Origin of the sequence: Nocardioides sp. LHD-245 (genome assembly GCF_030929495.1) — a bacterium.
GTDB lineage: Bacteria > Actinomycetota > Actinomycetes > Propionibacteriales > Nocardioidaceae > Nocardioides.
Map to the genome: position 1 here is coordinate 236,522 of NZ_JAVFWN010000011.1, position 11,275 is coordinate 247,796.

The following is an 11,275-nucleotide window of genomic DNA, read 5'->3' on the forward strand; positions in this document are numbered from 1 at the left end:
CGCGGCCTCAGCCCTTCCCGGGGTGGAGGGCGCCGCAGTGGCCGCAGGTGCGCGCCTCCTCGGAGGCGTAGAACTGCTCGAAGACCGGCGGCAGGTCGGCCACGATGTCGCGGACCTGGAGCTCGACCTCGTGCACGAGGCGGTCGCACTCCATGCAGAACCAGTTGAACTTCTCCAGCGTGCCCTCCTCGCGGATCCGCTCGATGACGATGCCGATCGAGTTCGGGTCGGGACGCTGCGGCGAGTGGTAGACGTTGCGCGGCAGCATCCACATCTCGCCCTCGCGGATGTCGATCCGGCGCGGCCCCTCGTCGGTCATCAGGTTGACGTGCATGTCGCCGCGGTACTGGTAGAACCACTCCTCGTACGGGTCGAGGTGGAAGTCGGTGCGCTGGTTGGGGCCGCCGACGACCTGCACGATGAAGTCGCCCATCGGCTCCCACATCTGCTGGTTGTTGACCGGCGGCTTGAGCTGGTCCTCGTGCTCGGCGATCCAGCGCTCGAAGTCGAGGACGGGTGGGATGGCGGTCATGGCTTCTCCTTGGTCGAGGGGGTCGATGAGGGGGTCGGGAGGCAGGCGACGGCCTGGATCTCGATGAGCAGGTGCGGGTGGGGCAGCTGGTGGACGGCGACGGTCGTGCGGGTGGGACCGGTCTCGTCGAAGTACTCCCCGTAGACCTCGTTGTAGCCGCCGAAGTCGTTCATGCTCACGAGGTACGTCGTCACCTGCACCAGGTCCTCCAGGCCGGCCCCGACGGCACCGAGGAGGTCGGCGATGTTCTCGATCACCGCACGGGTCTGGGCGCGGATGTCGAGGTCGGTGACACCGAGCGCGTCGACGCTCACGCCCTCGAAGGTGTTGTCGGGACGCCGGCTGCTGGTGCCCGACACGAACACCAGGTCGCCGACGACCTTCACGTGCGGGAACCGGCCGCGCGGGGTCGCCTTGCCGGCGACGACCTTGGCCTCGGCCATCACCGGGCTCCTTCCGTGAGCAGGCCGACGTCGCCGAGGCCGGCGACCGTCGCGGTGACCCGGGCCCCTGCGGGCAGCGGTACGGCGGCCGTGGCCGCCCCCGCGAGGAGCACACCGCCGCGCCGCAGCGCCTGTCCGTGTCGGGCGGCCATCCGCAGCGTGGCGGGCAGCGCGGCCCACGGGTCGCCGAGGATGTCGGCGCTCGAGCCCCGGGCGGCCTCGGCGCCGTCGACCGACAGCACGACCTCCAGCCCGGCGAGGTCGATCCCGGCGCGCACCCGCTCGACGGGCACCCAGTCCCCTACGGCGTACGCCGATGCGGAGGTGTTGTCGGCGACGACGTCGGCGAGGCTGAACCGGAAGTCGCGGTAGCGGCTGTCGATCACCTCGAGGGCGGGCGCGACATGGGTGATCGCCGCGGTCAGGTCGGCATCGGGGTCGGCCGGGTCGACGTCCGCCCCGAGCAGGAAGGCGATCTCGGGCTCGACTCGCGGATGGATCGAGCGGGTCAGGTCGAGCGAGGCGCCGGCCGGCACGGCCATCGCATCGGTCAGCGCACCGATGATGACGTCGGAGACGCCCATCTGCTCGGCCTTGGCCTTGCTGGTGAAGCCGAGCTTGGCGCCGCTCACCCGCTCGCCGCGGGAGGTCCGCAGCGCGACGCCGGCCCGCTGGACGGCGTACGCGTCGGCGAGGGAGAGCTCGCCCTCCGCCGACAGCTGCGGGATCGGCACCCCCGTCCGGACCGCACGGTCCAGACGCTCCGCGAGATCCTCGATAAGGGCGCTCACAGCTGCACGCACACGTTCGTGGGCTCGGAGTAGAAGTGCAGCGAGTGGGTGCCGCCCTCGCGGCCGATCCCGGACAGCCCGACGCCGCCGAAGGGCGACCGCAGGTCGCGCAGGTACCAGGTGTTGACCCAGGCCATGCCCACGCGCATCCGCTGCGCCACGCGGTGGCCGCGCTCCAGGTCCGTGGTCCAGACGGCGGCGGCCAGGCCGTAGTCGGTGTCGTTCGCGAGCCGGACCGCCTCCTCCTCGGTGTCGAACGGGATGAGCGCGGCGACCGGCCCGAACACCTCCTCGCGCACGACCCGGCAGCTGTTGTCGAGCCCGACCCAGAGGGTGGGCTCGATCCAGGCGCCGTCGCGCAGCTCCTCGCCGAGGTCGGGGACGCCGCCGCCGACGACCACCTTCGCGCCCTCCTCGATCGCGAGGTCGAGGTAGGACTGCACCTTGGCGCGGTGCTGGCGGGAGATGAGCGGTCCCGTGGTGGTGCCCTCGGCGTCCGGGCGACCGAGCCGGAGCGCCCGGGCCCGCTCGGCGAGGCCGTCGACGACCCGGTCGAAGACCGACCGCTCGACGTAGACCCGCTCGGTGCACAGGCACACCTGGCCGGTGTTGAGGAAGATCGAGCGGGTGAGCCCGTCGAGCGTGCGCTCGAGATCGCAGTCGGCGAAGACGACGGCCGCGTTCTTGCCGCCGAGCTCGAAGGACACCGGCCGTACCCGCGGGGCGACCGCCCGCATGATGGCCGAGCCGGTGCGGGACTCGCCGGTGAAGGTCACCCCGTCGACCCCCTCGTGGGTCGTCAGCAGCTCCCCGGCCGAGTCGGGCCCGAAACCGTGCACGACGTTGTAGACACCGTCCGGCACGCCGGCCTCGGCCATCACCTCGGCCAGCAGCGTGGCCGTCGACGGCGTCTCCTCCGACGGCTTGACCACCACCGCGTTCCCGCAGGCGAGGGCCGGGGCGACCTTCCAGGTGAGCAGCAGCAGCGGCAGGTTCCAGGGGACGATGATCGCGACCACGCCGAGCGGCTTCGGGACCGCGTAGTTGAGCGCCTGCCGGCCGTCCGCGAGGTCGGTCAGATAGGCGTCGAGCCCCTGGGCCGCGATCGTATCGGCGAACGAGCGGAAGTTGAGCGCCGCCCGGGCGACGTCGAGCTGACGGACCAGATGCTCCGGCTTGCCGGTGTCGCGGACCTCCGCCGCGACGAAGTCCTCGAAGCGCGCCTCGATCCGCTCGGCGACCCGGCGCAGCACGGTGGCCCGCTCGCCGACGGTCAGGCTCGCCCAAGGGCCGGCCAGGGCATCGCGGGCGGCCGCGACGGCGGCGTCCACGACCTCGGGCCCGGCCTCGTGGACCTGGGCGACCAGGGCGCCGTCGACGGGGTCGTACTTGGGGAAGGTGCGTCGCCCGTCGACCGGCCGTCCGGCCACGACGTTGCGCAGCTCGACTGATGTCATGGCACCGAGCGTAGGAAGCCTGGACATGCCTGACCAATGCTCTTTGCGGGGTTTGCCATGCTGTTTAGACATGGCGCAGCCCCTCGGCCTGCCGTAGCGTTCGGCCATGGACAGCCCGCGACTCCTCGACGGCCGGCTCAAGCTCCGGCACCTGCTGATCGTCGACGCGCTCACCGAGCAGGGCAGTGTGGTCGGCGCCGCCGCCGCGCTCCACGTCACGCAGCCGGTGGTGACCCGCGGGCTGCACGACCTCGAGGCGATCTTGGGGGTCCGGCTCTACGACCGGGGCCCGCGCGGCATCAGCCCGACCGAGTTCGGCACCGCCTTCACCGGTCACGCCCGCGCGGTCCTCGCGCAGCTCACCCAGGCGACGCGCCACGTCGAGGAGATCGCCGACGCCCGGCGCGGCCATGTCGTCGTCGGCACCCACCTCGCGGGCTCGAACCTGCTGCTCCCCCGGGCGATCGCCCACCTCAAGACGTCGCGCCCGCTCCTGACCGTGATCGTCCGGGAGGGTACGCCGGACTCCCTCCTCGTGGAGCTCACCGCCGGCCGGGTCGACCTCATCGTCGGGCGGCTGACCGGAGCGGTCGCCGAGGGCACCCGCCGGCGCACGCTGTACGACGAGTCGATCCGCCTGGTCGCCGGCGCCCACCATCCGCTGGCCGGGGCGCGGGACCTGGCGCTGGCCGACCTCGCGGCGTACCCGTGGATCCTGCCCGGCGCCGAGACCGTCCTGCGCGAGGAGCTGGAGACCTTCTTCGCCGCGCGGGGGTTCGAGGTGCCGCGCAACCGGGTCGAGGCGACCTCCTTCCTGACCGTCCGCGAGCTGCTCAACGAGACCGAGATGATCGCCGCGCTCCCCGGCCTGATCGGGGCCGACGACCCGCGGCTGACCACGCTGCCCGTCTCCCTGGAGCCGATCGGTCACAGCGTCGGCACGACCCTCGCCGCCGACCGGCGTCTGGGCCCGGCCACCGAGGCCCTCATCGCGTCCCTCGACACGGCGGCGGCGCGACTGCGGGACGGCTAGGGCCGGGCCCCGCCGAGTCCGCCCAGCCAGGCCACGACCTCGCCGACGCCGGCCACGGTGGGAACACCCTCGGGAGCGGCCGGCCGACGTACGACGACGACCGGGATGCCGAGCTCCGCGGCGGCCGCCATCTTGGGCCAGGTGTGCTCGCCGCCGGAGTCCTTGGTGACGAGGACGTCGCGGTCGATCATCAGCTCCCGCTCCCGGTCGATCGGGTAGGGCCCCCGGGAGGTCAGCAGCTCCCAGTCGGCGGGGATCGCGAGGTCCGGAGGGTCGACGACCCGGGCCAGCACCTGGCGCTCGGCCAGGGCCGGGACGAACCGCGCGAGCTCCTGGCGCCCGACGGTCAGGAAGGGCCTGCTGCCGAGCTCGCCGGCCACGGTCGCGGCCTGCTCGTGCGTGGCGACCCAGATCCAGGACGACGTCGCGCGCTCGGCCCAGCCGGGCCGCTCCAGGCGGAGCAGCGGCACGTCCTGCGCCGCGCAGGCCTCCGCGGCGTTGCGGCTGATCCCCCGGGCGAAGGGATGCGTCGCGTCGATCACCGCGTCGTAGTCGGCCAGCACCGCCCGCAGCCCGGGCACTCCCCCGAAACCGCCGATCCGCACCTCGCCGACGGGCAGCCGGGGCCGGGCCACCCGGCCGGCGAGCGACGACACCACCGCGACGCCGTCCGCGACCAGGCGCGCGGCGAGGTCGCGGGCCTCGCCGGTGCCGCCGAGCAGCAGCACCCTCATCGGGTCAGCTCCAGGATCGCGTCGAGATCGAGGTGCTCCTCGACCAGGTCACCGAGCAGGTCGAGCCGAGCCGCCCGCGCCGCGGGGAAGGACGCGGTGCTCGTGACGCCGAGGCTCGCCGCGAGGTACGCCGCCCGGGCCGCGTCGTCCTCGAGGCCGCCGTGCACCATCGTCCCGGTCACCGTTCCGTTCGTGGTCGCGCCGGTGGTCCGGCCGTGGTGGATCTCGTAGCCGGCGGGCTCGTGCAGCGCGAGCCGCTTCTCGGCCGCGAACCGGGTGGTCAGGTCGAGCAGGCCGAGCCCGTCGACGGCCGCGCCGACGGTGCCCTCGGTGCCGTCGGGGTCCTCGATCCGCCGGCCGAGCATCTGGCAGCCGCCGCAGATCCCCAGCACCGGGCGGCCTGCGGCGGCATGCCGCTGGATCGCGATGTCGAGTCCCCGCTCCCGCACCCAGGCCAGGTCCGCGAGCGTCGCGCGGGTGCCGGGCAGCACGATCAGGTCCGCGTCGGCCAGGCGGGCCGGGTCGGACACGAACTCCACGTCCAACGCCGGCTCCAGTCCGAGCGCGTCGACGTCGGTGAAGTTGCTGATCCGCGGCAGCCGGACGACGGCCACCTTGCGTACGCCCGCCCGCGCGTCGGCCCGGCGCCCGGCCAGGTCGAGCGCGTCCTCCGAGTCGAGCCACAGGTCGGGATGCCACGGCAGCACGCCGTACGTCGGCCGGCCGGTACGTCGCTCCAGGTCGGCCAGTCCGGGCCGCAGCAGGTCGACGTCGCCACGGAAGCGGTTGACGACGTACCCCTTGATGAGAGCCTGGTCGGCCGCGTCGAGCAGCATCAACGTCCCGTAGGCCGACGCGAACCACCCGCCGCGGTCGATGTCGCCGACCACGATCGTCGGCACGTCGCCGTGCCGGGCGAGGCCCATGTTGACGTAGTCGCTGGACCGGAGGTTGATCTCGGCCGGGCTGCCGGCGCCCTCGGCGACGACGAGGTCGAAGCGCGAGCGCAGGTCGTCGAACGCGGCGAACGCGGTCTCGGCGAGGTGGGCGCGCCCCTCCTGCCAGTTGCGCGAGGAGACCTCGCCGGCCGGCTGCCCCATCCGCACGACGTGGCTGCGGCGGTCACTGCCGGGCTTGAGGAGCACCGGGTTCATCGCTGCCTCGGGCGTCACGCCGGCGGCGATCGCCTGCACCCACTGGGCCCGGCCGATCTCGCCGGGCTCGCCGGCGGGTCCGGTGACGACCATCGAGTTGTTGGACATGTTCTGCGCCTTGTACGGCGCCACCCGGATCCCGCGCCGCGCGAACGCCCGGCACAGGCCGGTCGTCACCACGCTCTTGCCCGCGTCGGAGGTCATCCCCGCGACGAGCAGCGCCGCGCCGCGGCTCATCCGCGCTTCCCGCGGAAGACGTGGCGCTGCAGCGCGTCCGGCACCGGACCACCCTCACGCACCCAGTCGACGACCGCACCGGTCGCCGCCCCGGACAGCACGCCGCCGAGCCAGGTGTCCTTGGGCCGCCGGCCGCCGGGGAACCAGGTGAAGTCGCGCACCAGTACGACGTTGGACCGATCGCACTCGTCCAGGCAGTCGACCACCCGCACCCGGACCCGCGGGCCGCGCCGGCCGGCGGGATCGTCGAGCGCCTCGATCTCGTCGCGCTGGGCGGCATGGTCGGCGCCGGGGTGCTTCTTGGCCGTGCCGCAGCAACAGTCGCGGCACAGCAGGACGTCGCGCTCGGGCAGGGCCACCTCAGGCCTCCGGTCCGCGCAGAAGGAACAGGTCCATCACCCAGCCGGCCTCGGCCTTCGCCGCGGTCCGCGCCGCCTCGATCTCCCCGACGACCGCGCCGACCCGGCCGGCGACCAGCTGCTCCCCCGCCCCGCCGAGGTTGGCTCCCCACCAGATCGTCCAGTCCTCGAAGCCGTCGAGGTCGACGCCGGCGGTGAGCATCACGACGAGGTTGCGCTGGCCGGCGGCCACGTCGGAGCGCAGCCGCCGGGCGGTCGTGACGTGGACGGGCTGGCCGACCTCGTGCAGCACGATCCGGTGCCGCGCCGCGAGCACCTGCGGAGCGCTGACGCCGGGGAGCACGTCGCACGGCACGCCGAGCTCGCGCGCGAGGCGGATCGTGCCGTCGTACAGGGAGGGATCGCCCCAGACCAGGAAGGCGCAGGTGCCACCGCGCTCCTCCAGCACCGCGCGGTACGCGGCCAGCCGGGCGGCGTACCAGTCGGCGACGGCACCCTCGTACCCCGTCCGGTCCAGGCCGGGTGATCGGTCCCGCTCCGGATCCCGTACGACGACCAGCTCCACGCCGTGCGCCGCGGCGACCGCGCGCCGGACGTCGAGCAGCGGGTCCTCGTCGCCCTTCTGGACGGCGAGCGCGTAGTCGCAGCCGCGCAGCGCCGAGGCGACCTCGGGCGTGACGTGCTGCGGCCCCATGCCGAAGCCGAGCACCCGGACGGTCGCGCTCACCTGTCCTCCAGGTCGCCCTCGACCTCGAGGTAGGCGGCCTGCAGCGCGGCGATCACCTCGGGGTCGGGCGACTCCCACAGGCCGCGGTCCTTGGCCTCGTGCAGCCGCTCGACGATGCTGCGCAGCGCCCACGGGTTCGACCTGCGCAGGAACTCCTGGTTGGTCTCGTCGAGCACGTACTCCTTGGCGAGCGACTCGTACATCCAGTCGTGCACGACGCCGGCGGTCGCGTCGAAGCCGAAGAGGTAGTCGACGGTCGCCGCCAGCTCGAACGCGCCCTTGTAGCCGTGCCGCTGCATCGCGCCGATCCAGCGCGGATTGACCACCCGGGCCCGGAAGACCCGGTTGGTCTCCTCCTGCAGCGTGCGGGTGCGGACGGCGTCCGGCGAGGTCGAGTCGCCGACGTACGCCTTGGGCGCGTCGCCGGTCAGCGCCCGGATGGTGGCGACCATGCCGCCGTGGTACTGGAAGTAGTCGTCGCTGTCGGCGATGTCGTGCTCGCGGGTGTCGATGTTCTTGGCCGCGACCTTGATCCGCCGGTAGTTGGCACGCATGTCGTCGGCGGCCGGTACGCCGTCGAGGTCGCGCCCGTAGGCGAAGCCGCCCCACGCGGTGTAGACCTCCGCGAGGTCGGCGTCGTCGCGCCACGAGCCCGACTCGACCGCCTGCAGGATGCCCGCGCCGTAGGAGCCCGGCTTGGAGCCGAAGATCCGGGTGGTCGCGCGCCGCTCGTCGCCGTGCTCGGCGACATCGGCCTGCGCGTGGGCGCGCACGTAGTTCCGGTCGGCCGGCTCGTCGAGCTCGGCGACCATCCGGACCGCGTCGTCGAGCATCGCCACGACGTGCGGGAAGGCGTCGCGGAAGAAGCCGGAGATCCGCACCGTCACGTCGATCCGCGGCCGGCCGAGCTCGTCGAGCGGGATGACCGTCAGGGCGTGCACCCGCTTGGACGCCTCGTCCCACTCCGGGCGGACGCCGAGCAGTGCGAGCACCTCGGCGATGTCGTCGCCCGAGGTGCGCATGGCCGACGTACCCCACACGGAGAGGCCGACCGACTCGGGATAGGAGCCCTCCTCCGCCACATAGCGCGCCACCAACGACTCGGCCATCGCCTGGCCCGTCTCCCAGGCCAGCCGGGACGGGACGGCGCGCGGGTCGACGGTGTAGAAGTTGCGGCCGGTCGGCAGCACGTTGACCAGTCCGCGCAGCGGCGAGCCGGAGGGTCCGGCGGGCACGAACCCGCCGGCCAGGGCGTGCAGCGTGTGGTCGAGCTCGTCGGTCGTCCCGGCCAGGCGCGGGACGACCTCGCTCGCGGCGAACGCCAGGACCTGCCGCACCTGCGGGTCCGGGTGGAGGTCGTCGACCCGGGCCGGGGCCCAGCCGGACTTCTCCATCGCCTCGACCAGCTCGCGCGCCTCGGCCTCGACCCGGTCGACCTCGGTCGTCGGGGCATCCGGCGCGAGGCCGAGCGCGGCCCGCAGTCCAGGCACGGCGTGCGACCGGCCACCCCAGACCTGCGCGGCACGCAGGACCGCGAGCACCAGGTTGACCCGGGCCTCCCCCTCGGGGGCCTGGCCGAGGATGTGCAGCCCGTCGCGGATCTGGACGTCCTTGATCTCGCAGAGCCAGCCGTCGACGTGGAGCAGGAAGTCGTCGAAGTCGTCGTCCTCGGGCTTCTCGTCGAGGCCGAGGTCGCGGTGCAGCTCGGCGGCGTGCATGAGCTGCCAGATCTCGCCGCGGATGGCGGCCAGCTTGGCCGGGTCCATCGCGGAGATCTTGTCGTACTCCTCCAGCAGGCCCTCGAGTCGCGCGATGTCGCCATAGCTCTCGGCGCGCGCCATCGGGGGAATGAGGTGGTCGATGATCGTGGCGTGCGCGCGGCGCTTGGCCTGCGCGCCCTCGCCGGGGTCGTTGACGAGGAACGGGTAGATCAGCGGCATGCTGCCGATCGCCGCGTCGGTGCCGCAGGACGCCGACAGCGCGGCGTTCTTGCCCGGCAGCCACTCCATCGAGCCGTGCTTGCCGAGATGGACGACGGCGTGGGCCCCGAAGCCGTGCTCGACCCAGCGGTAGGCCGCCAGGTAGTGGTGCGACGGCGCGAGGTCCGGGTCGTGGTAGATCGCCACGGGGTTCTCCCCGAAGCCGCGGGGCGGCTGGATCATCAGCACGACATTGCCGGCCTGGAGCGTGGCGAGCACGATCTCGTCCTGCCCGGAATCCGGCGCCGTGTTGACGAACAGCGTGCCGGGCGACTCACCCCAGGCCTCGACCATGCCGTCGCGCAGGTCGGCCGGCAGATCGGCGGTCCATGCGTCGTAGTCGGTCTTGCTGATCCGCACGTGCGCGTCGGTCAGCTGCCCGGACGTCAACCACTCCTCGTCCTGGCCGCCCGCCGCGATGAGCGCATGGATCAGCCGGTCGCCGGCGACCGTGTCGTCGTCGAGGTCGAGGACGCCGAAACCGTCGCCGACGTCGTACCCGGCGTCGCGCAGCCGGCGCAGCATCCGCACGGCCGACACGGGGGTGTCGAGGCCGACGGCGTTGCCGATCCGGGAGTGCTTGGTCGGGTAGGCGCTGAGCATCAGCGCGATCCGCTTCTCGGCGTTGGGGACGTGGCGCAGACGGGCGTAGTTGACCGCCAGGCCCGCGACCCGGGCGGCGCGCTCCGGGTCCGCGACGTACGACGGCAGGCCGGCCGGGTCGCTCGGGTCGATCTCCTTGAACGAGAACGGCGCGGTGCTGATCCGGCCGTCGAACTCGGGGATAGCGATCTGGTTGGCGTAGTCGAGCGGCGAGACGCCGTCGTCGGAGGCCTCCCACTCGGCGCGACTGCTGGTCAGGCACAGGCCCTGGAGCACTGGGATGTCGAGCGCGGCGATCCGGGCGACGTCCCAGGTCTCGTCCTCGCCGCCCGCGCTCGCGCCGGCCGGGACGCTGCCGCCGGCCGCCAGGACGGTGACGACCAGCGCGTCGAGCTCGCCGAGCGCGGTGAACAGCTCGTCGGGCGCGGCGCGCAGCGAGCCCGCGAAGACCGGGACGCCGACGGCCTCGCCGGTCGCGTCGATGGCGTCGCAGAGCGCGTGCACGAACGCGGTGTTCCCGCTGGCCTGGTGGGCTCGGTAGAAGAGCACACCCACCCGCGCCCGTCGTACCGGACCTTTCGGTCGCTCTTCGGCCGAATTCACGACCGTTTTGTCCGGTACGACGGTGGCGCGGTCGACCAGACCCCACGCCGGGATGACCTCCGGCGGCTCGAACCCCTCACCGGTCAGCAGCACGGTGTCGGACAGGAAGGCATGCAGCTGCGCCAGGTTCCGCGGGCCGCCCTCGGCCAGGTAGCGGTGCGCCTCGGCGGCGAGGCCGACCGGCACGGTCGACGTCTCCATCAGCTCGGCGCTGGGCGTCTGCTCGCCGCCGAGCACCACGAGCGGGCGGCCTGTGGCCCGCAGCGCGGCCAGCTCGTCGTCGTACTGCTGGGGGGAGCCGAGGAGCCGGACGACGACCAGGTCGCTGTCCCCGGCGAGCGCGACGAGACCGTCGCGACCGCTCCGGCCGGGGTTGGCCCAGCGGTAGTCGGCGCCGCTGGCCCGCGCGGAGAGCAGGTCGGTGTCGGACGTGGACAGCAGTGCGATGCGCGCCATGACGCTCAAGGCCTCCTCGGGGTTCTCGCCCCTCATCGGTAGGTGTGTCCGTGGCCAGTGTCTGGCTGCCCGGCAGCACCCTCACGGAGGCTGTCGGGATCACAGTGGCGGAACCGCCCCGGTCTCACACCGGGTTCCTGGACCACGGACCTGTGGGGAGTCAGCCT

The 11,275-nt window shown here is 73.3% G+C and carries 10 protein-coding genes and 1 riboswitch; of the genes, 1 reads left to right on the forward strand and 9 read right to left on the reverse strand.

Features of this window, described 5'->3' with window-relative positions:
* Positions 1 to 7: 7 nt before the first annotated feature.
* From RB608_RS17425 to RB608_RS17440, 4 genes are read right to left on the reverse strand one after another with little or no spacing between them, the layout of a single operon-like run.
* Positions 8 to 532, reverse strand: coding sequence for a 3-hydroxyanthranilate 3,4-dioxygenase (locus RB608_RS17425; protein ID WP_308089312.1), 525 nt, complete (start codon positions 530 to 532; stop codon positions 8 to 10).
* On the reverse strand, positions 529 to 975 hold the full coding sequence (locus tag RB608_RS17430) for a RidA family protein (protein ID WP_308089313.1): 447 nt from the start codon (positions 973 to 975) through the stop codon (positions 529 to 531). The genes RB608_RS17425 and RB608_RS17430 overlap by 4 nt, the downstream gene beginning before the upstream one ends.
* Entirely contained in the window at positions 975 to 1,766 is a 792-nt protein-coding gene (locus RB608_RS17435; protein WP_308089314.1) for a fumarylacetoacetate hydrolase family protein, read from the reverse strand. The genes RB608_RS17430 and RB608_RS17435 overlap by 1 nt, the downstream gene beginning before the upstream one ends.
* Positions 1,763 to 3,223: a 2-hydroxymuconic semialdehyde dehydrogenase gene (locus tag RB608_RS17440; protein ID WP_308089315.1), complete on the reverse strand. Its 1,461-nt coding sequence runs from the start codon at positions 3,221 to 3,223 to the stop codon at positions 1,763 to 1,765. Before RB608_RS17440 ends, RB608_RS17435 begins: the two co-directional genes overlap by 4 nt.
* Before the next feature lie 106 nt (positions 3,224 to 3,329).
* Between RB608_RS17440 and RB608_RS17445 the strand changes: the two genes are divergently transcribed.
* Entirely contained in the window at positions 3,330 to 4,256 is a 927-nt protein-coding gene (locus tag RB608_RS17445; protein WP_308089316.1) for a LysR substrate-binding domain-containing protein, read from the forward strand.
* Here RB608_RS17445 and RB608_RS17450 read toward each other — a convergent pair.
* Genes RB608_RS17450 through cobN form a run of 5 tightly spaced genes read right to left on the reverse strand, consistent with a single transcriptional unit; the run spans position 4,253 to position 11,108 of the window.
* Entirely contained in the window at positions 4,253 to 4,990 is a 738-nt protein-coding gene (locus RB608_RS17450) for a cobalt-precorrin-6A reductase (RefSeq protein ID WP_308089317.1), read from the reverse strand. The two genes, RB608_RS17445 and RB608_RS17450, sit on opposite strands and share 4 nt — an antisense overlap.
* A complete protein-coding gene (locus RB608_RS17455) occupies positions 4,987 to 6,381 on the reverse strand; it encodes a cobyric acid synthase (protein ID WP_308089318.1) in 1,395 nt (464 codons plus the stop codon). The genes RB608_RS17450 and RB608_RS17455 overlap by 4 nt, the downstream gene beginning before the upstream one ends.
* Positions 6,378 to 6,740, reverse strand: a complete 363-nt coding sequence (locus tag RB608_RS17460; RefSeq protein WP_308089319.1) for a (2Fe-2S) ferredoxin domain-containing protein — start codon at positions 6,738 to 6,740, stop codon at positions 6,378 to 6,380. The genes RB608_RS17455 and RB608_RS17460 overlap by 4 nt, the downstream gene beginning before the upstream one ends.
* A gap of 1 nt (position 6,741) precedes the next feature.
* Complete coding sequence (locus RB608_RS17465; RefSeq protein ID WP_308089320.1) at positions 6,742 to 7,467, reverse strand: SAM-dependent methyltransferase; 726 nt, start codon at positions 7,465 to 7,467, stop codon at positions 6,742 to 6,744.
* Positions 7,464 to 11,108 (reverse strand): cobaltochelatase subunit CobN, encoded by a 3,645-nt coding sequence (gene cobN / locus RB608_RS17470; RefSeq protein ID WP_308089321.1) that lies wholly within the window; start codon positions 11,106 to 11,108, stop codon positions 7,464 to 7,466. The genes RB608_RS17465 and cobN overlap by 4 nt, the downstream gene beginning before the upstream one ends.
* Positions 11,109 to 11,142: 34 nt before the next feature.
* A riboswitch (cobalamin riboswitch) is annotated at positions 11,143 to 11,270 on the reverse strand.
* Between the last annotated feature and the right edge of the window lie 5 nt (positions 11,271 to 11,275).

Bases quoted from the DNA above. Each gene is read 5' to 3' on its own strand.
- RB608_RS17425 (WP_308089312.1), bottom strand. From the start codon at position 532: ATGACCGCCATCCCACCCGTCCTCGACTTCGAGCGCTGGATCGCCGAG.
- RB608_RS17430 (WP_308089313.1), bottom strand. From the start codon at position 975: ATGGCCGAGGCCAAGGTCGTCGCCGGCAAGGCGACCCCGCGCGGCCGG.
- RB608_RS17440 (WP_308089315.1), bottom strand. From the start codon at position 3,223: ATGACATCAGTCGAGCTGCGCAACGTCGTGGCCGGACGGCCGGTCGAC.
- RB608_RS17445 (WP_308089316.1), top strand. From the start codon at position 3,330: ATGGACAGCCCGCGACTCCTCGACGGCCGGCTCAAGCTCCGGCACCTG.
- RB608_RS17450 (WP_308089317.1), bottom strand. From the start codon at position 4,990: ATGAGGGTGCTGCTGCTCGGCGGCACCGGCGAGGCCCGCGACCTCGCC.
- RB608_RS17455 (WP_308089318.1), bottom strand. From the start codon at position 6,381: ATGAGCCGCGGCGCGGCGCTGCTCGTCGCGGGGATGACCTCCGACGCG.
- cobN (WP_308089321.1), bottom strand. From the start codon at position 11,108: ATGGCGCGCATCGCACTGCTGTCCACGTCCGACACCGACCTGCTCTCC.